Source organism: Aquabacterium commune, assembly GCF_004362855.1.
Lineage (GTDB): Bacteria > Pseudomonadota > Gammaproteobacteria > Burkholderiales > Burkholderiaceae_C > Aquabacterium > Aquabacterium commune.
The window spans coordinates 64,662-88,093 of record NZ_SNXW01000010.1 but is presented as its reverse complement, the minus strand read 5'-3'; the positions used below and the strand labels follow the sequence as shown (position 1 = coordinate 88,093).

Annotated in this window: 21 protein-coding genes; 12 read left to right on the top strand and 9 right to left on the bottom strand. The window is 64.9% G+C overall.

The annotated features are described in order from the left end of the window. Positions 1-22 precede the first annotated feature (22 nt). The 5 genes from EV672_RS15510 to EV672_RS15490 all read right to left on the bottom strand — a co-directional run bounded on the left by EV672_RS15510 (position 23) and on the right by EV672_RS15490 (position 7,987). A complete protein-coding gene (locus EV672_RS15510; protein ID WP_166643605.1) occupies positions 23-1,636 on the bottom strand; it encodes a DUF1501 domain-containing protein in 1,614 nt (537 codons plus the stop codon). Between the two features lie 14 nt (positions 1,637-1,650). After that, complete coding sequence (locus EV672_RS15505) at positions 1,651-3,447, bottom strand: DUF1800 domain-containing protein (protein ID WP_133610833.1); 1,797 nt, start codon at positions 3,445-3,447, stop codon at positions 1,651-1,653. Between the two features lie 171 nt (positions 3,448-3,618). Beyond that, on the bottom strand, positions 3,619-6,444 hold the full coding sequence (gene metH, locus EV672_RS15500) for a methionine synthase (RefSeq protein ID WP_133610831.1): 2,826 nt from the start codon (positions 6,442-6,444) through the stop codon (positions 3,619-3,621). A 65-nt stretch (positions 6,445-6,509) separates the two neighbouring features. Then, positions 6,510-6,746 carry an HP1242/YdcH family protein gene (locus EV672_RS15495; RefSeq protein ID WP_133610829.1) on the bottom strand — a complete coding sequence of 79 codons (237 nt, stop codon included), beginning with the start codon at positions 6,744-6,746 and terminating at the stop codon, positions 6,510-6,512. A 77-nt stretch (positions 6,747-6,823) separates the two neighbouring features. Beyond that, positions 6,824-7,987, bottom strand: coding sequence for a patatin-like phospholipase family protein (locus EV672_RS15490; protein ID WP_133610827.1), 1,164 nt, complete (start codon positions 7,985-7,987; stop codon positions 6,824-6,826). Between the two features lie 196 nt (positions 7,988-8,183). On the opposite strand from EV672_RS15490, the gene recA reads away from it, so the two are divergent. The 9 genes from recA (at position 8,184) to EV672_RS15445 (ending at position 17,104) form a co-directional block, all read left to right on the top strand. Further along, complete coding sequence (gene recA / locus EV672_RS15485; protein WP_133610825.1) at positions 8,184-9,236, top strand: recombinase RecA; 1,053 nt, start codon at positions 8,184-8,186, stop codon at positions 9,234-9,236. Positions 9,237-9,274: 38 nt separating this feature from the next. Continuing rightward, positions 9,275-9,787 (top strand): recombination regulator RecX, encoded by a 513-nt coding sequence (gene recX, locus EV672_RS15480; RefSeq protein WP_133610823.1) that lies wholly within the window; start codon positions 9,275-9,277, stop codon positions 9,785-9,787. Between the two features lie 237 nt (positions 9,788-10,024). After that, positions 10,025-11,185: an ADP-forming succinate--CoA ligase subunit beta gene (gene sucC, locus EV672_RS15475; protein WP_133610821.1), complete on the top strand. Its 1,161-nt coding sequence runs from the start codon at positions 10,025-10,027 to the stop codon at positions 11,183-11,185. Positions 11,186-11,205: 20 nt separating this feature from the next. Continuing rightward, a complete protein-coding gene (gene sucD / locus EV672_RS15470) occupies positions 11,206-12,099 on the top strand; it encodes a succinate--CoA ligase subunit alpha (protein WP_133610819.1) in 894 nt (297 codons plus the stop codon). A gap of 152 nt (positions 12,100-12,251) precedes the next feature. Then, positions 12,252-12,953: a TerC family protein gene (locus EV672_RS15465; protein WP_133610817.1), complete on the top strand. Its 702-nt coding sequence runs from the start codon at positions 12,252-12,254 to the stop codon at positions 12,951-12,953. 20 nt (positions 12,954-12,973) lie between these two features. Continuing rightward, a complete protein-coding gene (locus EV672_RS15460) occupies positions 12,974-14,614 on the top strand; it encodes a serine/threonine-protein kinase (RefSeq protein ID WP_243738723.1) in 1,641 nt (546 codons plus the stop codon). A gap of 69 nt (positions 14,615-14,683) precedes the next feature. Next, entirely contained in the window at positions 14,684-15,484 is an 801-nt protein-coding gene (locus EV672_RS15455; RefSeq protein WP_133610813.1) for a Stp1/IreP family PP2C-type Ser/Thr phosphatase, read from the top strand. 38 nt (positions 15,485-15,522) lie between these two features. Next, positions 15,523-16,245, top strand: coding sequence for an FHA domain-containing protein (locus EV672_RS15450; protein ID WP_133610811.1), 723 nt, complete (start codon positions 15,523-15,525; stop codon positions 16,243-16,245). Positions 16,246-16,276: 31 nt separating this feature from the next. After that, on the top strand, positions 16,277-17,104 hold the full coding sequence (locus EV672_RS15445; protein WP_133610809.1) for an MBL fold metallo-hydrolase: 828 nt from the start codon (positions 16,277-16,279) through the stop codon (positions 17,102-17,104). On the opposite strand, the gene EV672_RS15440 is transcribed toward EV672_RS15445, so the two are convergent. From EV672_RS15440 to EV672_RS19385, 3 genes are all read right to left on the bottom strand, one after another. Further along, positions 17,083-17,373, bottom strand: a complete 291-nt coding sequence (locus EV672_RS15440) for a type II toxin-antitoxin system RelE/ParE family toxin (RefSeq protein WP_133610807.1) — start codon at positions 17,371-17,373, stop codon at positions 17,083-17,085. The genes EV672_RS15445 and EV672_RS15440 overlap by 22 nt on opposite strands. Further along, entirely contained in the window at positions 17,361-17,651 is a 291-nt protein-coding gene (locus EV672_RS15435) for a CopG family ribbon-helix-helix protein (RefSeq protein WP_133610935.1), read from the bottom strand. Before EV672_RS15435 ends, EV672_RS15440 begins: the two co-directional genes overlap by 13 nt. Before the next feature lie 66 nt (positions 17,652-17,717). After that, the gene (locus tag EV672_RS19385) at positions 17,718-17,879 is read right to left on the bottom strand and encodes a CcdB family protein (protein WP_424923167.1); all 162 of its coding nucleotides are present in this window, start codon (positions 17,877-17,879) and stop codon (positions 17,718-17,720) included. Positions 17,880-18,216: 337 nt separating this feature from the next. On the opposite strand from EV672_RS19385, the gene EV672_RS15425 reads away from it, so the two are divergent. Beyond that, a complete protein-coding gene (locus tag EV672_RS15425; RefSeq protein ID WP_133610803.1) occupies positions 18,217-18,687 on the top strand; it encodes a pilin in 471 nt (156 codons plus the stop codon). Between the two features lie 254 nt (positions 18,688-18,941). Here EV672_RS15425 and EV672_RS15420 read toward each other — a convergent pair whose 3' ends face one another. Beyond that, a complete protein-coding gene (locus EV672_RS15420; protein ID WP_243738722.1) occupies positions 18,942-19,982 on the bottom strand; it encodes a GSU2403 family nucleotidyltransferase fold protein in 1,041 nt (346 codons plus the stop codon). 164 nt (positions 19,983-20,146) lie between these two features. On the opposite strand from EV672_RS15420, the gene tkt reads away from it, so the two are divergent. Then, the gene (gene tkt / locus EV672_RS15415) at positions 20,147-22,192 is read left to right on the top strand and encodes a transketolase (protein WP_133610799.1); all 2,046 of its coding nucleotides are present in this window, start codon (positions 20,147-20,149) and stop codon (positions 22,190-22,192) included. A gap of 74 nt (positions 22,193-22,266) precedes the next feature. Further along, the gene (gene gap / locus EV672_RS15410; protein ID WP_133610797.1) at positions 22,267-23,271 is read left to right on the top strand and encodes a type I glyceraldehyde-3-phosphate dehydrogenase; all 1,005 of its coding nucleotides are present in this window, start codon (positions 22,267-22,269) and stop codon (positions 23,269-23,271) included. Positions 23,272-23,432 lie beyond the last annotated feature (161 nt).

Sequence of the window (23,432 nt, the reverse complement as noted above, 5' to 3'; positions counted from 1 at the left end):
TCATGCTGGCCCTGAGCCGGATTCAAACCCGCATGAAGCCGAGGTCGTGCGTGCTGCTGCTGAACTGGCCCAGGTTGGGCAACAGGGTCGCCAGGTCGCCAGGGCTCACGCCCATCCACTTGCCCAGCGTGTAGGCGTACTGGTCCACCGAGGTGGTCGGGATCAGCACGCCGTTCTGGATCTGGTCGGGGCTGCTGAAATTGCCGGCGGTGTCGGCCGAGCTGTACTGCGGGAAGGTGCCATAGACCTCGGTGCCATGGACCGCACCACCCATGACGATGTGGTGCGAGCCCCAGCCGTGGTCGGTGCCATCGCCATTGCTGGTGAAGCTGCGGCCGAACTCCGATGCTGTGAAGGTGGTCACCTGGCTGCGCATGTCGCCGCCCGGCATGCTGGCCAGCACGGTGTCGAAGTAGTTCAGGGCGTGGTCCAGCGAAGCCATGCGGTCGGCCTGTTCGCTGATCTGCTTGTCATGGGTGTCGAAGCCGCCCATGTTGACCATGAACAACTGGCGCGTGATGCCGAGGCTGGCCGTGCGGTTGGTGTCGATGAGTCGCGCGATCATCTGCAACTGCAAGGCCACGCCGTTGAGCTTTTGCGTGCCGTCCACCGGGCTGGTGTAGTGGAGCAGGGGGTCGGTGTACGGGTTCGTGACGCCAGCGCTGCTCCACGGGCTGCTGCCCAGTGGCGCCAAGGCGTTGCCCAGCAGGGTGCTGGCGGTCAGCGCGCGCTGCACCAGTTTCTGCTGATCCAGCACGAACAGGCTGGTGCGGTCGTTGGGGGTGCTGCCTCCGGGGGGGATGGTGCCCATCACCGAGGCCACTGCAGTCTGCAGGCCCGCGTTGCCATAGATGCGTCCGCCGCTGCCCAGGCTCTGGATGCCGGTGCTGCTGCTCTGGTAGGGCAGCACCGAGCGTCCTGCCAGCCACACGGAGGTCTGGGCGGGCGTCATGCAGGTGAACATGCGCTGGACGATGGCGGCATCGGTGGCACTGCGGCCGCCGCCATTGCCCGACATCAGCAGGTCCCCCATCAGGCCGCCCCAGCCTTCGCTGGCACCCTCCGGCTGGAACGACTGCCAGGTGGATTGCTGGTCGTTGTGCGAGAACAGCTTGGCTGGTTTGCTCGCGGTGGCGCTGGCGTAGTCCAGCTTGCTGGTCGGGCGCGTCAGTGGGCCCACATTGGCCAGCACGCAGGCGCGTCCGGCATTGTGGATCTGTTGCAGCTTGCTCAGCGCCGGGTGCAGCGCGAAGGTGCGACCCGCATGGACGCTGCGCCCCGCGTGGTTGATGGGCAGCACACCACCCAGGCGCTCTGGCGTGGCGCCGGATGCGCTGCTCACTGGCGCCACACCGGGTTCCATCAGCGCGATCGAGGTGCTGCCATCTGTGGGGCGCCGGTGGTGGAGGTAGTGCCCCCAGGATGTGCTGTCCGTGGCCAGCACCATGTTGAAAGCGTCGTTGCCGCCGTTGAAGAAGAGGCACACCAGGGCCTTGTAGCCGCCGCCTGCACTCTGGGCAGACGCCTGCGTCAGCGTGCCCATGTTCAAGCCAAAAGGCAGCGCAGCGCCCATGGCAGACATGGAGGCCGCGCGTTGGAGGAAGCGGCGCCGGTCAGGGTGGTGGGGGTGACTCACGTCTTGCTCCTGGCTCATTGCTGGACCATGAAGTCCGGTGACACGGCCACCAGCAGCACCGCGGCTTGCACCCGCTGGCGCTTGTTGGCATCGGTGGTTTTGGGCATGCCGTCGATGGCTGTGATGGCGGTGGTGCGTGCGGTGCCGCTCAGCGGGCGGCCCAGCATCAGCGTGGCAATGGCATCGATCAGGTCGGATGGCGTGACCGCCTTGCCCAGCCAGGGGCTGAAATCGAACTGCACATCGTTGCGACGCATGGTACTGCTCCACTCTCCCCAGCCGCTCTCCAGGATGTTGCTCACGAAGTTGGCGTAGCCCAGTGCTGCGGTTTCGGTGGCGATCTGGGCTTCGGGTGCGACCAGGCCTTCCGCCGCGATGGCGCTTTGCGGTGGCCGGTAGCCAGGGCGAAAGAAGTTGAACACCGAGGGCGAGCGCATCGGTGTCTGACCGAGAGAGCTGGCCGCATCGCTCGTGTCGATCGCAGCATAGAAGACCGAGCCGCTGCTCAGGTAGCGGTCGCTGGTGTGGGGCAGGGCGCGCAGCAGGTGTGCCAGGCGCAACACGGGTTCGCGCAGCTTGCCGTAGCTGTACAGGGTGGCCGCAGCAGGGCGACGTGCCTCATCGTGCAGCAGGATGGCCTTGACCACTGCGCGCAGGTTCCCGTTGCTCTGGCGGAAGGTGCGGGTTACGTCCGCCACATAAGCATTGCTGGGGTTGCTCGTCACCAGGCGCTGGATGAGTTGACGGCTGAGGAACGGCGCGGTGTTGGGGTGGTTGGCCAGGGTGTCCAGGGCCACACGAAGGCTGGCCTGGGGGTTGGCGGTGCTCTGGGTGGCCACGGTCACCCCCAAGAACTGTTTCACGCCGGCTTCATGAGCCTCCGCATAGCCTTGCATCGGGCTGATGTCCTGGGTGTTCGGATCGGAACACTCGTTCCAACGCCAGAAACACTTCCACCAAGGCTGCCCCGACTTGGAGGCTGGCCACATCCAGCTGAAACCGGTGAACACCCGTGCCAGCCCCTTGATGTCGTTGGCGTTGTAGCTCTCAACCGGCTTGCCGTTGATCAACTTGGGCTGGGCGCTGTCGTCGAGGTCGTACAGGCCGATCGAGAACAACTGCATGACCTCGCGCGCAAAGTTTTCGTCCGGCACGCGACCGCTGCCATCTGCCTTCACATTGGCCATGTGCGAAAGGTATTGCCCCATCGCTGGGTGCATCGCCACGCCTTCGAGCAAGTCACGGTAGTTGCCACTGGACTGCTGCGTCAGCATGTCCATGTAGCTGGCCACGGTGCGACCATTGCCAACGTTGTTGATGGAGATGACGAAGATCTCTGAGAGCGCGAAGGCCACCCTGTGCCGCAACTGGGCCTGTTCGTCTCGCAGGACGTGTGTCCACCAAGAGTAGATGATGTCATCAGGGCTGGGTCCAGCGGAGCGCGCCTTGGCTGCCGCAGACGCCTCGACCGTCTGCACATGGGTCAGCGCGGGCTGGGCATCGAACTGCTCGTCGATCCATGGGCCATAGCCGACTTCTCTGAGCCGTGCAACCTGGGTGGGTGTGGGCCCGAAACTCGCCTGCTGCAGAAAGCGGTGAGCCTCGCTGTCGCTGGCGGGCTTGGCCGCGGCCTGCTCACGGGGGGAGGTGTTGCTGGGCGAGTCCCCGCCGCCGCAGGCGCCCAGGCCCAGCATGACGGCCATCCCGGCCACCATGGCGGCGCGCTTCCCCCAGGCCAGGCTGGCGAGGGTGGTGCGGTGCAGCAAGGGCGTGACGCGGGCGAGCAACAACATGGCGGAGCGGTTCGGCATGGCGGCCGTGACCGAGGGCAGATCGGAATGGTTGCCAATCTGCCACGCTCCCCGGTGAACGTCCTGCAGCCGGATGCCTCAGGTGTAAGAGCCTGAAACGGCTGCGCCAGAAAGGGGCGGCACGTGCGACATCCGTCACGCCCTGCCTCCGGTCAAACCAGAGGGGTGGGCTCAGAGCAGCGGTGCCAATGCACGCTCGGCATCGCTGCGGTTGTGACCGGTGCGCTGCGCCCAGTCGTCAACCTGGTCCGAACCGATCTTGCCCACGTTGAAGTAGGCGGCCTCCGGGTGCGCCAGGTAGAAGCCGCTGACGCTGGCCGCCGGCATCATGGCCAGGCTCTCGGTCAGGTGCATGTGGACCTCGTGGGCGTCCAGCACCTTGAACATGTCGCGCTTGACCGTGTGGTCCGGGCAGGCCGGGTAGCCCGGTGCCGGGCGGATGCCGCGGTACTGCTCCTTGATGAGCTGGGTGTTGTCCAGCACCTCGGCGTTGGCGTAGCCCCAGAACTCCTTGCGCACGCGTTCGTGCATGCGCTCGGCGAAGGCCTCGGCCAGGCGGTCGGCCAGGGCCTTGAGCATGATGGCGGAGTAGTCGTCATGGTGGGCCATGAACTCGGCTTCCTTCTTCTCGATGTTCAGGCCCGCGGTGACGGCGAACATGCCGATGTAGTCGGCCTTGCCGCCGGCCTCCGGGTGCGGTGCCACGAAGTCGGCCAGCGAGCGGTTGGGGCGCTTCACCCCGTCCACCACCGGGCGCTCGCTCTGCATGCGCAGCGGGTGCCAGCGCATCAGCTCGGTCGTGCGGGTCTCGTCGGCGTACAGCGCGATGGCATCGTCGTCCACCGTGTTGGCCGGGTACAGGCCGATCACGCCATGCGCCGTCAACCAGCGGCCCTCGACGATCTTCTTGAGCATGGCCTGGGCATCGGCGAACACGCGCTGGGCTTCTTCACCCACCACCGCATCGCTGAGGATGGCGGGGTAGGGGCCGTGCAGATCCCAGGTCTGGAAGAAGGGCGACCAGTCGATGTAGGGGGCCAGCTCGCCCAGGTCGTAGTTCTTGAACACGCGCCGGCCGATGAACTTCGGTGCCTCGGGCGTGTGGGCCGCGAAGTCCACCAGCGCCTTGTTGGTGCGGGCCTCGGCCAGCGACACCATCGGCGTGGCTTTCTTGTTGGCGTGCTGCTCGCGCACCTTGGCGTAGTCGGCGTTGAGCTCGGCGATGTAGGCCACCTGGCGCTCGTCGCTCAGCAGCTCGGAGCACACCCCCACCGCGCGCGAGGCATCGGGCACATAGACCACCGGGCCGCTGTAGTTCGGCGCGATCTTCACGGCGGTGTGCACGCGCGAGCAGGTGGCGCCACCGATGAGCAGTGGCGTCTGGCGTTCGCGGAAGTAGGCGTCGCGCTCCATTTCGGCGGCGACGTACTGCATCTCTTCCAGCGAGGGCGTGATCAAGCCTGACAGGCCGATGATGTCCGCGCCGACTTCCTTGGCCTTGTCGAGGATGTCCTTACACGGGACCATCACGCCCATGTTGACCACCTCGAAGTTGTTGCACTGCAAAACCACGGTGACGATGTTCTTGCCGATGTCGTGCACATCGCCCTTGACGGTGGCGATCACGATCTTGCCCTTGGCCTTGGCGTCGCCGCCGCCTTCGATCAGCAGTTTTTTTTCTTCTTCGATGTAGGGCAGCAGGTGGGCCACGGCCTGCTTCATCACGCGGGCGGACTTCACCACTTGCGGCAGGAACATCTTGCCCGCACCGAACAGGTCACCCACGGTGTTCATGCCAGCCATCAGCGGGCCTTCGATCACGTGCAGGGGGCGTCCGCCGTCTGCCTTGATCTCTTGATAGCACTCTTCGGTGTCGGCCGTGATGAACTCGGTGATGCCGTGCACCAGGGCGTGGCTCAGGCGTTGCGCCACCGACACCGGTGCCTCTGGCGTGCCGCGCCAGGCCAGCTTGGCCGTGTCGTCCTTGGCGGCACCTTTGACCTGCTCGGCGATGGCCAGCAAGCGCTCGGTCGGCGTCAGCGTGGTGTCTTCGCCATCCTTGAAGACGGGTTGGCGGTTGAGCACGATGTCTTCGACCAGCTCGCGCAGGTTCGCGTCCAGGTCGTCATAGACACCGACCATGCCGGCGTTGACGATGCCCATGTCCATGCCCGCCTGGATGGCGTGGTACAGGAACACGGTGTGGATGGCCTCGCGCACAGGCTCGTTGCCGCGGAAGCTGAAAGACACGTTCGAGACACCGCCCGACACCTTGGCGCCTGGCAGGTTCTGCTTGATCCAGCGCGTGGCCTCGATGAAGTCCACGGCGTAGTTGTCGTGCTCCTCGATGCCGGTGGCGATGGCGAAGATGTTCGGGTCGAAGACGATGTCCTCGGGCGGGAAGCCGACCTCATCGACCAGGATGCGGTAGGCGCGCTCGCAGATCTCTTTCTTGCGCGCGAAGGTGTCCGCCTGGCCTTGCTCGTCGAAGGCCATGACCACGGCCGCCGCGCCATAGCGCTTGACCAGCTTGGCCTGATGGACGAAGTTCTCGACGCCTTCCTTCAGAGAGATCGAGTTGACGATGCCCTTGCCCTGCACGCACTTCAGGCCCGCCTCGATCACCTCCCATTTGGACGAGTCGATCATGATGGGCACGCGCGCGATTTCCGGCTCACCCGCGATCAGGTTCAGGAAGCGCACCATGGCGGCCTTGCTGTCCAGCATGGCCTCGTCCATGTTGATGTCGATGACCTGGGCGCCGTTTTCCACCTGCTGGCGGGCCACGGACAACGCGTCCTCGAAACGCCCCTCCAGGATCATCCGCGCGAAGGCCTTCGAGCCCGTCACGTTGGTGCGTTCACCGACGTTGACGAACAGCGAGCCTTGCCCGATGAGCACGGGCTCCAGCCCCGACAAGCGCATGGGCGGCGGGGCGGCGTCAGGCGTGCCGGTGGACAGGGGGGCGGTGGAGGCGGCAGGTGCGGGAGGGGTCATCCCGCCATTTTAAGTGGCATGCCACCGACCGACGCAGAAGCGTTCAGGTCGGCGTCCTGCTTTTGTCAGGCCTTGAGCAGCGCGTAGAGCTCGTCCTTGAGGGCCACGCGGCGCAGCTTCTTGGATTCGAAGTCCGCGGCGGAGCTGTGCTCGATGCCTGTTTCCAGGCGCACGATGGCCTTGTCGAGGTCTTCGTATTCGCGCTCCAGACGGGCGAAGTGCGCATCGCTGGTCTTCAAGGTGTGGATCTTGTCCTTGAGTTCGGGGAAATCTTTGGCCAGGGGGTGGTGGTCGAGGGTCATGGGGCGCCTTGCGTGTCGCTCTGGGTGGTTCAGGCCTTCATGTTCGCGCGGACGCGGCTGGCCAGACTTGCGTCACATCAAGGATGCGGGTGCTGCCCCAGGAAGAAGCCCTCGATGTCGAAGCTGCTGCTGTGGCCAATTTGTTCGCGGTGCTGGGTGAGCCATTGGCTGGCCGCCCGGTGGCCCAGTTGGTGCAGCGTCTGCAGGAAGGCCCAGTCGGTGTTGAATTTGCTGGAGGCGTTGAACTCGGCCATGCCCGCGTCGTCGGCGACCATGTGCATGTGCAGGTTCTTGTAGCGGCCGGGGTCGAGCTTGTCTTCCTTGAGCAGGCGCTTGACGAAAGCAATGGCGCGCATCTCGCCGATCAGGCTGGCGTTGAAGGTGATTTCGCTGAGCCGGTCGATGATGTCGATGCTGCGCGTCGGGTTGTCCTCGCGCTGCAGGGGGTTGAGGCGCACCAGCAGCAGGTCGCTGTTGGGCGTGTTGTAGATCAGCGGGAACAGCGCCGGGTTGCCGGTGTAGCCGCCGTCCCAGAAGTGCTCGCCGTCGATCTCCACCGCCTGGAAGGCGAAAGGCAGGCAGGCCGATGCCAGCAGCGCGTCCAGGCTGAGCTGCTCGGCGCTGAACACGCGCGCCTGGCCGGTGCGCACCGAGGTGGCCGTCACGAACAGCGGGATCCCACAGTGCGCGCAGCCGGTGTGCAGGGCTTCGACGTCCACGTGCCGCACCAGGATGTCGCGCAGCGGGTTGAGGTTCAGCGGGTTGAACTCGTAGGGGCTGAAGGCCCGCGTGAACATGTTCAGCCACTGATAGGCCGGGAACTGGTCGAAATTGAACTGGCTCTTGAGCTGGCCGTCGGCTTGCAGCGTCATGGGCGACACCAGGGGGCCATGCTGGCTGACGTCTTGCCAGAAGCCGTGCAGCGCCTTTTGGGCGTGCTTGCGGGCCCGTCGGATGGCTTCGCCTGCGGTGCCTTCCGGTGCACCCACCGATGTGCCTGTTGTGGCCTGCTTCGAGGCGCCGCCTTGGAAGCCCGTCACGTACCCCGACAGCGCCACCGCCCCGTTCAGCGCTCCCGCGCTGGTGCCCGAGATGGCGCCGATGTCCAGGCCGTCCTCGTCCAGCAGCCGGTCCAGCACGCCCCAGGTGAACGCCCCGTGCGAGCCCCCACCCTGCAGGGCCAGGTTGACGCGGGGCCGGGGTGCGGCAGCGGTGGTGGCGTGGGTGCGGGCGGTGCTCATCGGATCAGTCTAAAGCAGCGCATGTGCCGGCGCGTGACAACAGACACCCCCTCAAGAGGGATAAAAAAATCACTGCCAGGTACTGTACAGATATCCAGTCTTTGCCATAATGCAGCCAACACAGCCCGGCAGGCAAACAGGCGAACAGCCGTTTGTGACTGCACCCCGAACCCACAGGCCCAGTGCCGGAGACCCCATGGAAGCCACTGCGAAGTCCAACCTCAACACCGAAAAAGCCAAGGCCCTGCAGGCCGCGTTGGCCCAGATTGAAAAGCAGTTCGGCAAGGGCTCCATCATGCGCCTGGGTGAGGGCGAAGTGATCGAAGACATCCAGGTCGTCTCCACCGGCTCCCTGGGCTTGGACATCGCGTTGGGCGTCGGCGGCCTGCCCCGCGGTCGCGTCATCGAAATCTACGGCCCGGAGTCGTCCGGCAAGACCACGCTGACCCTGCAAGTCGTCTCTGAAATGCAGAAGCTGGGCGGTGTTTGCGCCTTCATCGACGCCGAACACGCCCTGGACGCCCAGTACGCCCAGAAGCTGGGCGTCAACCTGCAAGACCTGCTGATCTCCCAGCCCGACACCGGCGAGCAGGCCCTGGAAATCGTCGACGCCCTGGTGCGTTCCGGCTCGGTGGACCTGATCGTCGTGGACTCCGTGGCCGCGCTGACGCCCAAGGCCGAACTCGAAGGTGAAATGGGCGACGCGCTGCCCGGCCTGCAGGCCCGCCTGATGAGCCAGGCCTTGCGCAAGCTGACGGCCAACATCAAGAAGACGAACTGCACCGTCATCTTCATCAACCAGATCCGCATGAAGATCGGCGTGATGTTCGGCAGCCCCGAAACCACCACCGGTGGCAACGCGCTGAAGTTCTACGCGTCTGTGCGCCTGGACATCCGCCGCACCGGTTCCATCAAGCGCGGCGAAGAGATCGTGGGCAACGAAACCAAGGTCAAGGTCGTCAAGAACAAGGTGGCGCCCCCCTTCAAGACCGCTGAATTCGACATCCTGTACGGCGAGGGCATCAGCCGCGAAGGCGAGGTCATCGACCTGGGTGTCACCGCCAAGGTGGTGGACAAGTCGGGCGCCTGGTACGCCTACAGCGGTGAAAAAATCGGCCAAGGCAAGGACAACGCCCGCGAGTTCCTGCGCGAAAACAGCGACCTGGCCCGCGAAATCGAGAACAAGATCCGCGAATCCCTGGGCATCTCCCTGCGCCCGGTGGGTGCGGATGCGTCCTCGGCCGAGTGATGGGCTGAGGTGCTTGGGCGCACGGTGAGGGGCTCCCCATGAAGCTGTCGCTCAAAGTGTCGCTCAAGGGGCGCGCCCTGAAATACCTCGCCGCCCGCGAGCACTCCCGTCTGGAGCTCCAGCGCAAGCTGGCGCCCCATGCCGAATCGCCCGAGCAGGTGGATGCTGCACTGGACGAGCTGGAAGCCCGAGGCCTCCTGTCGGCGGAGCGCTTCGCAGAGTCCATGGTCCATCGCAAAGCGGCCCGCTTTGGCGCAGCGCGCATCCAGGCCGAGTTGACGCAGCACCGCCTGCCGTCAGACATTGCCCAGGCCGTGGTCCGCACCTTGCGCGACACAGAATTGGCTCGCGCCCACGCCCTGTGGGTCCGGCGCTACGGCGAAGTCGCCCAGGCGCCCCAAGACCGTGCCAAGCAGGTGCGCTTCTTGACAGCCCGTGGTTTTTCCTCCGACGTGGTGCGCCGAGTCACGCGCGGTGAAGGGGGTGAGGCCTGCGAGGGTGCGGAATTGGACGTCGGCCCTGAGCGCGGTGGCGGTGATGGCGAGCCCTGAATTGGCCCTCTTCCCCCCAGCATCTCACCCCTTCAGACGCCATCCTCGGCTGATGACGCATGCGACGCCATGCAGCCCTGCGGAAAACCACATTCACTCCCAGGGGTGGCAGTGCTATGCTGACCGCTGCGACGCAGGCCGGCCAACCCGGAAGGCGTTGCGCTCGCCCCCGCCCGATCGGCCTGGGCGGGTTTTGTCACGTTCGACACGAACGCATCACCACATTGCGAGATCCCCATGAAGATTCATGAGTACCAAGGCAAAGAGATCCTGAGCCGATTTGGCGTGCCGGTCCCAAGAGGCATCCCGGCGTTTTCCGTTGACGAAGCCGTGGCTGCCGCCGAAAAGCTCGGCGGCCCCGTCTGGGTGGTCAAGGCCCAGATCCATGCCGGTGGTCGCGGCAAGGGCGGTGGTGTGAAGGTGGCCAAGTCCATCGACGACGTGCGCCGCCTGGCCAATGACATCCTTGGCATGCAGCTCAAGACCCACCAGACCGGCCCCGAGGGCCAGAAGGTCAACCGCCTGTACATCGAAGACGGCGCTGACATCCAAAAGGAATACTACGTGTCGGTGGTCACCGACCGCGGCACCCAGAAGATCGCCTTCATCGCTTCCAGCGAAGGCGGCATGGACATCGAAGAAGTCGCCCACAGCACGCCCGAGAAGATCATCACGGTCTTCATCGACCCGCTGGCCGGCCTGACCGACGCGCAAGCCCAGCAGATCGCCGACGGCATTGGCATGCCGGCCGACTCGCAAGCCCAGGCCAAGGACATCTTCAAGAAGCTGTACCAGTGCTACATGGACACCGACGCGTCGCTGGTTGAAATCAACCCGCTGAACCGCGACGGCAAGGGCAACGTCATCGCCCTCGACGCCAAGTTCAACTTCGATGCCAACGCGCTGTTCCGCCACCCCGAAATCGTGGCTTACCGCGACCTGGACGAGGAAGACCCGGCCGAAGTGGAAGCCTCCAAGTTCGACCTGGCCTACATCCAGCTCGACGGCAACATCGGCTGCCTGGTGAACGGCGCCGGTCTGGCCATGGCCACCATGGACACCATCAAGCTGTTCGGCGGCGAGCCGGCCAACTTCCTGGACGTGGGTGGCGGCGCCACCGCCGAGAAGGTCACCGAGGCCTTCAAGATCATGCTCAAGAACCCTGACGTCAAGGGCATCCTGGTCAACATCTTCGGCGGCATCATGAAGTGCGACACCATCGCCGATGGCGTCATCACCGCCTGCAAGGCCGTGAACCTGAACGTGCCGCTGGTGGTCCGCATGAAGGGCACCAACGAAGACCTGGGCAAGAAGATGCTGGCTGACTCTGGTCTGCCCATCATCAGCGTGGACACGATGGCCGAAGCGGCCACCAAAATCGTCGCCGCCGTCAAGTAACGCCCCAGGAAAGAACCATCATGAGCATCCTCATCAACAAGGACACCAAGGTCATCACCCAGGGCATCACGGGCAAGACCGGGCAGTTCCACACCCTCGGCTGCCAGGCCTATGCCAATGGCAAGAACGCCTTCGTGGCGGGCGTGAACCCCAAGAAGGCCGGCGAGAAGTTCTCCGACATCCCCATCTACGCTTCCGTCAAGGAAGCCTCGCAGCAAACCGGCGCCACCGTGTCGGTGATCTACGTGCCGCCCGCCGGTGCCGCTGACGCCATCTGGGAAGCCGTCGAGGCCGACCTGGACCTGGTCATCGCCATCACCGAAGGCATCCCTGTGCGCGACATGCTGATGGTGCGCAACAAGATGAAGGCCAAGGAAGCGGCTGGCGGCAAGAAAACCCTGCTGCTGGGCCCCAACTGCCCCGGCCTGATCACGCCCGAGGAAATCAAGATCGGCATCATGCCCGGCCACATCCACCGCAAGGGCCGCATCGGTGTGGTCTCGCGCTCCGGCACGCTGACCTATGAAGCCGTGGCGCAGTTGACCGAACTCGGCCTGGGTCAGTCCAGCGCCGTGGGCATCGGTGGTGACCCCATCAACGGCCTCAAGCACATCGACGTGATGCGCGCCTTCAACGACGACCCCGACACCGACGCCGTCATCATGATCGGCGAGATCGGCGGCCCGGACGAAGCCGAAGCCGCTCAATGGTGCAAGGACCACATGAAGAAGCCCATCGTCGGTTTCATCGCCGGTGTCACCGCCCCTCCGGGCAAGCGCATGGGCCACGCCGGTGCGCTGATCTCCGGTGGCGCCGACACGGCGGATGCCAAGCTGGCCGTCATGGAAGAGTGCGGCTTCAAGGTCACGCGCAACCCGTCGGAAATGGGTCGCATCCTGAAGTCGCTGATCTGACCGCTCTGACTTGATTCGGCCTGAATCAGCCTGATTCTGGTCGGATGCTAGGGGCCGGCGCATCGCCCTTCTGGGGGTGGTTCGCCGGCCCGGTTTTTTGTCTGAGCGCCATCCTCAGCCCCTACACTCAAGATCTGATTCTTTCATCGCACATGGACGCCTTCCTCACCCCCGAGTTCTGGCTTGCAGTTGGCCAGATCATCATGATCGACATCCTGCTGGGCGGCGACAACGCCATCGTCATCGCGCTGGCCTGTCGCAATCTGCCGCCTGAGCTCCGTCGCAAAGGCATCCTGTGGGGCACCGCGGGCGCCATCCTGTTGCGCGTCGTGCTGATTTTCTTCGCCATGTCCCTGCTGGCACTGCCCTACCTGAAGTTGGTGGGCGCGGCCTTGCTGCTGTGGATCGGCGTCAAGCTCCTGGTGCCCGAGGACGAGGACCACGGCAACCTGCAGGCCAGCGACCGCCTGATGGGCGCCATCAAGACCATCATCGTGGCCGACTTCGTGATGAGCGTGGACAACGTCATCGGCATCGCCGGTGCAGCCCAAAGCGCCGGACACGAAGGACACCAGATGCCGCTGGTGATTTTCGGTTTGCTGGTGAGCATCCCCATCATCGTGTGGGGCAGTGGCCTCGTTTTGCGCTTGATGGACCGTTTCCCCATGATCGTCACAGCCGGCGGCATGTTGCTGGGCTGGATCGCTGGCACCCTGGCGGTGACCGATCCGGCCATCCAGGGCTACCTGCCGCAAGGTGACGCCGTGCGCTATGCAGCGGGTGGGCTGTGTGCTCTGCTGGTGCTGGCCGTGGGCAAGGCGCTGGCCGCTCGGGTTGAGCCCAGCGCTTCCTGAGCGTCACGTTCGGGATGCCCATGCCGCTGTGGTATCTGCTGTTGGTGCTGCCGCTGGTGATCTGGCTGATCTGGCGCAGCCCTTGGGGGCGCCGTGCAGCATCGCGGGCCCGGCGCCACAGTCAACAGGCAGCCACCGACTGGGCTGATTTCACCGACACCGCGCCGGTGGCCGAGGACGCTCAGCAGGCCCGTCGTGAGCGCAGGCAGGCCGAGCGCGACGGGTTTGTGGATTCTTCGCTGGCTCACCGCGAGGCGTCTCGCCAGGAAATCGCGCCCGGCGTGTTCGGCGACAGCGTGGCCAGCAGCGTCCGAGACAGCGCCCATGACAGCACCGATGACAGCACCCTGAGCGGCGCCCGCAGCTCCTCGCCCGCCCTGGACAGCTGGTTCGATGACCTGGACGACGGCCATGCGCAAGAGGGCAGGCACTCGCAGCCCATGCCGCTGACGCCGCCGCAGCGCATCCAGCGCATCCAGCGCGTCCTGCAAGCGCAGGGCGATGCGCCGGTGGACCAGGCCTGGGAGACCCTGCGCGGCTACATCCCGGATGCCAGCCACCGCGAGGCGACCCTGCAGACCTGCGAGCGCATCGCGGCGGCCTTCGAGGCCGATGCCCGCTTCGAAGCGGCCCGCGACGTCTATGAGCACATGGCCGACATCGACCCCGATTGGCCCGAGGTGCGCCATCGCCTGATGCGTGTCCGTGGCCTGGCCCAGGTGGCCACGGTGAGTTCCTGGGGCTCCGTGCCGCCGCGGCCGGTGCCCACCCTGTCACAGCCGGGCCTGGGCCGCTACCTCATCGACAAGCCCTTGGGCCAGGGCGCCATGGGCGCGGTCTATCAGGGGCACGATCCAGCCACGGGTCGGCGCGTGGCCATCAAGACCATGGCCTTGTCCCGCGAATTCAGCGGCGACGACCTGGTGGACGCCCGCAACCGCTTCCTGCGCGAGGCCGAGATGGCCGGTCGACTGCAGCACCCCGACATCGTCGGCATCCTGGACGCGGGCGAGGTCGATGGGCTGGCCTACATCGCCATGGAGCTGGTCGAGGGCGTGGACCTCGCACGCCATGCCCAGGCCAGCCAGTTGCTCAGCGTGCCGCAGGTGCTGCGCATCACCGCGCGGGTGGCCGAGGCGTTGGCCTACGCACACACCCGTGGCGTCACCCACCGCGACGTCAAGCCGGCCAACATCATGGTCGATCTGGCCCACGACGTGGTCAAGGTGATGGATTTCGGCGTGGCCCGCGTGGCCGACGCCACCCGCACGCGCACGGGCGTGGTGCTGGGCACGCCCACCTTCATGTCGCCCGAGCAGTTGTCCGGGCAGCCCACCGACGGCCGCAGCGATGTGTACTCGCTGGGCGTCACGCTGTTCCAGTTGCTCACAGGTGCGCTGCCCTACCGCAACGATTCCATGGCGGCGCTCATGCGTGCCATCGGGCGGGAGCCACCCACGCCCTTGCTCAGCCTTCGCCCCGAGCTGCCGCCCGCATTGGGTGACATCGTGGCGCTGGCGCTGCAAAAACACCCCGCCACGCGTTATGCCAGCGGCCAGCAAATGGCCGATGATCTGCGGGCGGTGCTGCGCAGCTTGCCCGATTCGCCTCCGCCGCAGGTGCCGAGGCCGGGCGGTGGCCTCGACATCGACCTCGGTTGACGGCCTCCGCGCAACGCCCTGACGACATCCCCGATCCCCGCATCGACCCAACACAGCGACAATTTGGCCATGGAGTTCGAGTTCTACAGTCAGACAGACACCGGGCGGGTGCGCACCAACAACGAGGACAGCATCGCCCTCGAGGAGCCCTGCGCCCTGGCCGTTCTGGCCGATGGCATGGGGGGCTACGCCGCGGGCGAGGTGGCCAGCGGCATGGCCTGCGAGTTCATCCGGGCCGAGCTCGGCCGCTGGTTGAGTGAAGCGGCGGCCAACGCCAGCGACACGGACGTCAAGCGCGCCATGGACATCTGCGTGGACAACGCCAACCGCGCCATCTTCAGCGCCGCCAACTCCAACCCGACCTACGCCGGCATGGGCACGACCCTGGTGATGGGCGTGTTCCGCTCCGGGCGCCTGCTGATGGGGCACATCGGCGACTCGCGCGGCTACCGCTGGCGCGCAGGCCAACTCCAGCAGATCACCAAAGACCATTCGTTACTGCAAGAGCAGATCGACGCTGGCATGCTCACGCCCGAGCAGGCGCTGTATTCGGCCAACAAGAACCTCGTGACGCGGGCCCTGGGCGTGGAAGACCTCGCCCTGCTGGAGACCCACCTGCACGAAGTCCAGTCCGGCGACATCTACCTGATGTGCTCGGATGGCCTGTCCGACATGCTGCGCGACCCGCAGATCGCTGACGTCATGTCTGCCCACACTTCGCTGGCGGACATGGGGGGGGCGCTGGTTGCCGCGGCGAACGAGGCGGGCGGGCGGGATAATATCGCTGTCGTGCTGGTGCGGGCCCAGGGAGTGGCCGAACCGGTGCCCAGGTCATGGTGGCCCTTCAAGCGGCTGGGCGGCCTGGGCTGAACATCCAATATCAAGATCCATACCCGAAGAGGTTACGAATGGGAAAACTGGTTGTCTCACTCGATGGGGTCGTCATCAAGGAGGTCCAAGTCACGAAAGACAAGACCACCCTGGGACGGCGCCCCTACAACGACATCGTGATCGACAACCTGGCCGTCAGCGGTGAGCACGCTGTGCTGCAGCTGGTGGGTGGCAATGTCTTCCTCGAAGACCTCAACAGCACCAACGGCACCTACATCAACGGGAAGGCCGTCAAGAAGCAGCTGCTGCAGCACAACGACACGGTCGAGATCGGCAAGTACAAGATCAAGTTCCTGGTGGACGAGGGCTCGGACTACGAAAAGACCATGATCATGCGCTCGGACACGCCGCTGCCAACGGCCCTGGGCGCCCGCAGCCCGTCCGGCCCGAGCACCACCCCGCCGTTGTCCGGTTTCGGTGGCACGCTTTCGGGAGGCATGGGCAGCTTCGGCAGCAATTTCGGCAGCCTGCCCCAGCAAACGCCCGCGTCCATCAAGGTGCTCAACGGCGCTGCGGCAGGCCGTGAAGTGGCGCTCACCAAGGTCGTGACCACCGTGGGCAAGCCTGGCGTGCAGGTGGCCTCCATCACCAAACGCCCGGGCGGCTATGTGTTCGCCCACGTCGAGGGCAGCGCCCGCCCGACCGTGAACGGGGAGCCCGTCGCGGCCGACCCGGTGCACCTGAAGAGCGGTGACGTGATCGAGCTGGCCGGCACGCAGATGCAGTTCGTGCAGGCGTGAGCCTGACGCCAAGCCACAAGCCGGTGCCGACATGATCCGCGTGCTGGGTTGCTACGGGTCGATCGCGGCCCGCTGCCACACCACCTCCTTCCTGCTGGACGACGACATCCTGATCGATGCCGGCAGCGGCGTGGGCGAGTTGCGCCTGGACGAACTGGCCCGCATCGACCACGTCCTCGTCACGCACAGCCACCTCGACCACGTTCTCAGCATCCCCTTGCTGGCCGACACGGTCATCAAGTTGCGCATGGGCGCAGGCGGGCCTGCCCAGCTCAAACCCATCCACGTGCACGCGCTCCCGGAAACGCTGGAGGCGCTGCGCCAGCACATCTTCAACGGCGTGATCTGGCCCGATTTCACGCGGTTGCCCAGCGCGGCACACCCGGTGCTGGTGTTCCACGAAGTGCAGGTGGGCCAGACGCTGCGCTTTGCCGCGCGCGGCGGCCAGACCGACCGCCTGGTGCACGTTCTGCCAGCCGCCCACACCGTGCCGGCCGTGGGTTTCGGCGTGGACACGCCCCAGGGCTGGTGGGTGTTCACCGGTGACACGGGCCCGAACCCGGCGCTGTGGCAGGCCTTGAACGGCTTGCGCATTGCCCAGCTGGTGATCGAGACCGCGTTTGGCAACGAAGAAGCGCACCTGGCGAACATCAGCGGCCACCTCTCACCCGAAACCCTGGCCCAGGAATTGGCGCAGCTGGACGGCGAGGTGAGCGTGTACATCACCCACCCCAAGCCCGGCGAGGTGCCGGCGGTGCTGTCGCAGGTGCGGGCGCTGGACAGCCGCCACCGCATCGAGCCCCTGCGGGAGGGGCAGCGCTTCCATGTGCCGGCGGATCAGCCGCCCACTTCCCTCTGATGGCGCACCGCGAGGATGATCACAACATCCCCATCGATGCGATAGCGGGCCACATAGCCCGTGTCACCGAAGTCGATCACCCATTCCCGGAACTCGTCGGGCAGGCCTTCAATGGGGCGGCCGATGTGGGGCTGCAGGCCCAGCACTTGCACAGCCTTGATGATGGCCTGGCCTGCGCGCTGCGCAGCGAGTGGGTTGTGGGGCCTGAGGAACTCACGCAGCCGCTGCAAGTCAAGCACGGCAGACGGCGCGAACCTCACTTGTGGCATGCAGGCGCGGGCAGTTCGTTGTCTGTGCCCCAACTTGCCAGCCAGCCATCCACCTCTTGTGCGGTGGCATGCAAGCCTGTGGCGCGGTACGCTTCCCAGGCCTTGAGGGTGTCTTGGCGAAAAGCTTCGCGCTTCTCTTCACGCTCAACGTACTGGCAGATGGCCTCACGCATGAGCCAGTGAGGCGTGCGCTGACGAGCCTCGGCCAGGCGCTTCACACGCTCTTTGATGTCGGCGCCAATTTTGATGGCAACAGGGCGAATGACAGCATCAGCCATGGCGAGTTCGACCTTCAAAAACACACAAGGTATTACCTTAGCATAACAGGGGCTCGATGCCTGCACTCAAACGCCACTGAACAAGCAATTCAGCGCGGCGGTGACTTCACACGTGTGTGCTTCGACGCTTTGAACGGCATCGCCAAGGGCCTTCACCGGCACTGCGGCCATGAATTGCGTCACCATGACGACTTGCTCGCCTTCGGGGACCGCATCAGATTTGCCGATCCTCGGCCAAAGGCAGGCCCTGCTTTGCGCGGCAGTGGCACAGAGGACGGTGCAGTGTTCTGGGTCGCAAGCATGGCGTGCTCACTTGGCCTGAGTGACAAAAATTGTCATCTCAAACTGGGGATTGACACTTTCTGTCTCACACACAGAAACAACCCCGACCTGAACAGTCTCATCCGTTCGGATGCCCGCGGGAAAGCGCGCAGGAAATCACGGTTTTTCAAGGGCTGAAAGCTGGCACGCGGGCTGCACTTGTACTGGCATGCGCTCGGCGGTGCCGGGTGCTTCTCGCAAACCCTTTCTCTGACCAGCGGGCACATGCCCCAAGGAGTTGACCATGAAGCGCGTCCAACAAGGTTTCACCCTCATCGAACTGATGATCGTCGTGGCGATCATCGGCATTCTGGCGGCTGTGGCGCTGCCAGCGTACCAAGACTACACCGCACGCTCGCAAGTGACTGTATCTCTCGCTGAGATCACGGGTGCGAAGGTCAACGTTGATGACTCGCTGAGCGCAGCCATTCCGGCGGCTGCGATCACTGCAACCAACGCTGCTGATATCCAACCGTACGGTTTCACCGCTGCTACTTCGCAGCGTTGCTCGGCATATGAGGTCAAGCTAAACACGGACTCCACCGCTTCCATCAAGTGCACCATGAAGGGCGGCACGGACGTCGGCAGCAAGTACATCCAGTGGGCTCGCACTGCAGCTGGCGCTTGGACGTGCACCTCTGACACCGTCGCAAAGTATCTTCCCAAGGGTTGCACCGCTCCTGTCGTAGCCGCAGCCCCTCCTGCCGCTCCTTGATTGACTTTGCCTAAGCGCCCTGGCTGAACGTCGGGGTGCACAGAGGGCGCCTGCTGGCGCCCTCTGTCGTTTTGGGGTTCTGTAGATGGCCTCACGAAACGCTAAAATGCGCAACTCAGCGCAACGCACCCACCCCCGCCATGCCCCAAACCACCAAGAACATCACCGCCATGGCCAACGCCATTCGCGTTCTGGTGTTGAGGTTCACCGGGCAAGTCGTTCAGCTCTTTTGAGGGGCGGTGGGGCATCAGCCCTCACATCGCCCCAAGCTCTCTTGCGATTTCGGGCTCCACCCGCCCCAGGGCCTTCAGCCCTTCCGCAGCCCGCTTGCGCCATCCCGGGCCTCGCCCGAGCGCATCAGCCCAAGCCTCCTGCAAGGCCTCCGGGTCGTTGGCCACGAAGTAGCTCATCAGTGCGGCAGCTTGGGCCAAGTCTTTGCTGACTTTGGCTTTGAATGCGCCGGCGCGCTCTCCGATGATCAGCAGCTTGTGCACGGCATAGCGTTGCGGTGCGGGCAGGTTCACCACCACGCAGCGGCCTGTCGGGTCGAACAGCGTGGTTTGCTGAACACCTTCCAGCGAAAACTCCATGAACCGCAGCGGCTGCAGGGCCACATCGAGGTTGGGAATGCGTATCGGGTCTTCGCTGTCGGAGGTTCTTGGCGTCAGGAAGTCCACCTGAAACTCGGGTTCATCGCGGTGCTTGTATGAAGCGCCTGCGCTGCCTCGGTACTGCACCAATGGCAGGAAGCCACCCTCCATGGTCGTCAGTGCCGAATGCGGCTGGGCTGCGATGTCGGTCGGCAGCGCGATGGACACATTGCGCCCGGCATGGGCGAAGTCGATGTCGGAGGTTTGGTCTGGGCTGCGCCATCGCACCCCCAGTTGGTTGGCATAGGCCAAGAAGGCGTGCGTGCCGATCAGCACCCCGCCTGCGCGGAAGAAGCCAAACTCGTTGAGCCGCAAGATCACGCTGAGGTGTTTGCGCTGGATGGGCGCGCAACCCAGCGCCTGTGCGGATTTGGCCAGAGGTTTGAGCCGTTCCAAGGGGGCTTGCAAACCAGCTCTTGCCATCAGTTCTTTGACGGCTTCATTGTCTGGGCCGACGTAGATTTGCCGCACCGACTGGGCGTTTTCTCGGTAGGCGAAGTACCAGTGCCGTGAGCCTTTCACCATCTTGGAGGCGAAGCTGCCCTGGATGTGTGAAACGTCGCGCGCGAGTTCCGTGGCCATGGCTGCGGTTTGCAGTTGTGCAAAAGCCGTGGCAGCGGAAACGGGCAGGTCTGTGAAGTGCATGGGCATGCAGCGTTATACAACATATTGTTTTTTGTTGTATAGCGAGTGCGCAGGGCAAGTGACCGTGAGCTTGTGGTCATGACAGGCGGCTTTCGGCCGCTGCCGGGCCCCGACCAAGCTAAAATCCAGGGTTTCCCGCAGCCACCCACCCAGCCGCCTCCACCATGCCCCAAACCACCAAGAACATCACCGCCATGGCCAACGCCATCCGTGCTCTGGCGATGGACGCCGTCCAGCAAGCCAATTCGGGCCACCCTGGCGCGCCGATGGGCATGGCCGACATGGCCGTGGCGTTGTGGGGCCGTCACCTGCGCCACCACCCGGCGCAGCCGCTGTGGGCCGACCGCGACCGCTTCGTGCTGTCCAACGGCCACGCGTCGATGTTGATTTACGCGCTGCTGCACCTGTCGGGCTACGAGCTGTCCATCGATGACCTCAAGGCCTTCCGCCAGATGCACAGCAAGACGCCGGGCCACCCGGAAGTTGGCGTGACGCCGGGCGTGGAAACCACCACCGGCCCGCTGGGGCAGGGCATCACCAACGCCGTGGGCATGGCCCTGGCCGAGAAACTGCTGGCCACCGAGTTCAACCGCCCCGGTCACGCCATCGTCAACCACCACACCTATGCCTTCCTGGGCGACGGTTGCCTGATGGAAGGCATCAGCCACGAGGCCGTGGCCCTGGCCGGCGCCTGGAAGCTCAACAAACTGATCGCGCTGTACGACGACAACGGCATCTCCATCGACGGCCAGGTCACGCCCTGGTTCATCGACAACACCGCGCAGCGCTTCGAAGCCTGCGGCTGGAACGTCATCGGTCCGGTCGATGGCCACGATGTCGATGCCGTGGATGGCGCCATCACCAAGGCCAAGCTGTCCGCCGACAAGCCCACCCTGATCGTCTGCAAGACCCACATCGGCAAGGGCTCGCCCAACCGCGCCAACACGGCCAAGGCCCACGGCGAGCCGCTGGGTGGCGACGAGATCAAGCTGACCCGCGAAACCATTGGCTGGGAGCACGACGCCTTCGTCATCCCCGACGAGGTCTATGCCGACTGGAACGCGAAGGCCGACGGCGACATCCTGGTGGCCGACTGGAACACCCGCTTCGAGGCTTACAAGGCCCTGTTCCCTTCTGAGGCCGCCGAGTTCCTGCGCCGCATGGCCGGTGAGTTGCCCGCGAACTTCCCCGAGATCGCCGTGGAAGCCGTGGCCGCCGCCCACGACAAGGCCGAAACCGTGGCCAGCCGCAAGGCCAGCCAGATCGCGCTGGAGTTCTTCACCGCCGCCATCCCGGAAATGCTGGGCGGCTCGGCCGACCTGACCGGCTCGAACCTGACCAACACCAAGAGCACCCCGGCCTTCCGCGTGGACGAGACCGGTGCCGTGGTCACCACCGATGGCAAGCCCGGCCGCCACATCAACTACGGTGTGCGCGAGTTCGGCATGGCCGCGATCATGAACGGCGTGACGCTGCACGGCGGCTACATCCCCTACGCCGGCACCTTCCTGACCTTCTCCGACTACAGCCGCAACGCCATCCGCATGGCCGCGCTGATGAAGCAGCGCGTGATCCATGTGTTCACGCACGATTCCATCGGTCTGGGTGAAGACGGCCCCACGCACCAGTCGGTCGAGCACGCCGCCAGCCTGCGCCTGATCCCGGGTCTGGACGTCTGGCGTCCGGCCGACACGACCGAAACCGCCGTGGCCTGGACCATCGCCCTGGCCAACAAGCACCGTCCTTCGGCGCTGTTGCTCTCGCGCCAGAACCTGCCCTACGCCCCCAAGCAGGATGCGGATGTCATCACGCAAGGCGCTTACGTGCTGGCCGAACCCGCAGAAGTGGGGTTGAAGAAGAAGGCCGTTGCCGTGATCATCGCGACCGGCTCGGAAGTGCAACTGGCCCTGCATGCCCAGGCCGAGCTCGCCAAGCGCGGTGTGCCGGTGCGCGTGGTTTCCATGCCTTCGACCTCCGTGTTCGACCGCCAGGACGTCGCCTACAAGAAGGCTGTGCTGCCCCCGAAGCTGCCCCGCGTGGCGGTGGAAGCCGGTGTCACCGACTTCTGGTGGAAGTACGGCGTGGACGCGGTGGTCGGCATCGACACCTACGGCGAGTCGGCTCCGGCTGGCGTGCTGTTCAAGCATTTCGGCCTCACGCCCGAGAACGTCACGGCCACCGTCCTCAAGGTGCTGGCCAAGAAGAAGTGAGCTTCGGCTCCTGCCGTGACTCTGCCCCCTGACCCGATTTCCTGTTCTGTCATCCTCCGCAAGGTAAACGAATCATGACCATCAAGATTGGTATCAACGGCTTCGGCCGCATCGGCCGCATGGTGTTCCGCGCTGCCATCCAGAACTTCGCCAACGACGTCGAAATCGTCGGCATCAACGACCTGCTGGAGCCCGACTACCTGGCCTACATGCTGAAGTACGACAGCGTGCATGGCCGTTTCAAGGGCGACGTGGCCATCGAGGGCAACACCCTGGTCGTCAACGGCAAGAAGATCCGCCTGACCGCCGTGAAGAACCCCGCCGAGCTGAAGTGGGACGAAGTCGGTGCCGACATCGTCATCGAATCCACCGGCCTGTTCCTGACCAAGGACACCGCCGAAGCCCACCTGAAGGCTGGCGCCAAGAAGGTCATCCTGTCCGCCCCGTCGAAGGACGACACCCCGATGTTCGTCTATGGCGTCAACGACAAGACCTACGCTGGCCAGACCATCATCTCCAACGCTTCGTGCACCACGAACTGCCTGGCCCCCGTGGCCAAGGTGCTGAACGACACCTTCGGCATCAAGCGCGGCCTGATGACCACCGTGCACGCTGCCACCGCGACGCAAAAGACCGTGGACGGCCCGTCGAACAAAGATTGGCGCGGCGGTCGCGGCATCCTGGAGAACATCATCCCCTCCAGCACGGGTGCTGCCAAGGCCGTGGGCGTGGTGATTCCTGAGCTGAACAAGAAGCTGACCGGCATGGCCTTCCGCGTGCCCACCTCCGACGTGTCGGTCGTTGACCTGACCGTCGAGCTGAACAAGGAAGCGTCGTACGAAGACATCTGCAAGGCCATGAAGGCCGCCTCTGAAGGCGCCATGAAGGGCGTGCTGGGCTACACCGAAGACAAGGTCGTGGCCACCGACTTCCGTGGCGAAGTCTGCACCTCGGTGTTCGATGCCGAAGCCGGCCTGGCCCTGGACAGCACCTTCGTGAAGGTCGTGTCCTGGTACGACAACGAGTGGGGTTATTCCAACAAGTGTCTGGAAATGGCCCGCGTCATTGCCGCCAAGTGAGCGAGCTGCTCGCCATGTGAAAATCGGTAAACAACGCGCGAAGCGTTGACTTGTACCGCGAAGGCCCCCGAGTGGGGCCTTTTTCATTTGACTCCAGATGCAACATGGCCGACAACAGGTGTCAGAACGTGCTTGTTTGCATCTTTGTGGTGCCACCCCGG

Coding starts and splice junctions, on each gene's coding strand:
- recA (WP_133610825.1), top strand. CDS start 8,184: ATGGAAGCCACTGCGAAGTCCAACCTCAACACCGAAAAAGCCAAGGCC.
- EV672_RS15425 (WP_133610803.1), top strand. CDS start 18,217: ATGAAGCGCGTCCAACAAGGTTTCACCCTCATCGAACTGATGATCGTC.
- EV672_RS15460 (WP_243738723.1), top strand. CDS start 12,974: ATGCCGCTGTGGTATCTGCTGTTGGTGCTGCCGCTGGTGATCTGGCTG.
- tkt (WP_133610799.1), top strand. CDS start 20,147: ATGCCCCAAACCACCAAGAACATCACCGCCATGGCCAACGCCATCCGT.
- EV672_RS15420 (WP_243738722.1), bottom strand. CDS start 19,982: ATGCACTTCACAGACCTGCCCGTTTCCGCTGCCACGGCTTTTGCACAA.
- sucD (WP_133610819.1), top strand. CDS start 11,206: ATGAGCATCCTCATCAACAAGGACACCAAGGTCATCACCCAGGGCATC.
- gap (WP_133610797.1), top strand. CDS start 22,267: ATGACCATCAAGATTGGTATCAACGGCTTCGGCCGCATCGGCCGCATG.
- EV672_RS15495 (WP_133610829.1), bottom strand. CDS start 6,746: ATGACCCTCGACCACCACCCCCTGGCCAAAGATTTCCCCGAACTCAAG.
- EV672_RS15505 (WP_133610833.1), bottom strand. CDS start 3,447: ATGCCGAACCGCTCCGCCATGTTGTTGCTCGCCCGCGTCACGCCCTTG.
- EV672_RS15445 (WP_133610809.1), top strand. CDS start 16,277: ATGATCCGCGTGCTGGGTTGCTACGGGTCGATCGCGGCCCGCTGCCAC.
- EV672_RS15450 (WP_133610811.1), top strand. CDS start 15,523: ATGGGAAAACTGGTTGTCTCACTCGATGGGGTCGTCATCAAGGAGGTC.
- metH (WP_133610831.1), bottom strand. CDS start 6,444: ATGACCCCTCCCGCACCTGCCGCCTCCACCGCCCCCCTGTCCACCGGC.
- recX (WP_133610823.1), top strand. CDS start 9,275: ATGAAGCTGTCGCTCAAAGTGTCGCTCAAGGGGCGCGCCCTGAAATAC.
- EV672_RS15435 (WP_133610935.1), bottom strand. CDS start 17,651: ATGGCTGATGCTGTCATTCGCCCTGTTGCCATCAAAATTGGCGCCGAC.
- sucC (WP_133610821.1), top strand. CDS start 10,025: ATGAAGATTCATGAGTACCAAGGCAAAGAGATCCTGAGCCGATTTGGC.
- EV672_RS15440 (WP_133610807.1), bottom strand. CDS start 17,373: ATGCCACAAGTGAGGTTCGCGCCGTCTGCCGTGCTTGACTTGCAGCGG.
- EV672_RS15465 (WP_133610817.1), top strand. CDS start 12,252: ATGGACGCCTTCCTCACCCCCGAGTTCTGGCTTGCAGTTGGCCAGATC.
- EV672_RS15455 (WP_133610813.1), top strand. CDS start 14,684: ATGGAGTTCGAGTTCTACAGTCAGACAGACACCGGGCGGGTGCGCACC.
- EV672_RS15490 (WP_133610827.1), bottom strand. CDS start 7,987: ATGAGCACCGCCCGCACCCACGCCACCACCGCTGCCGCACCCCGGCCC.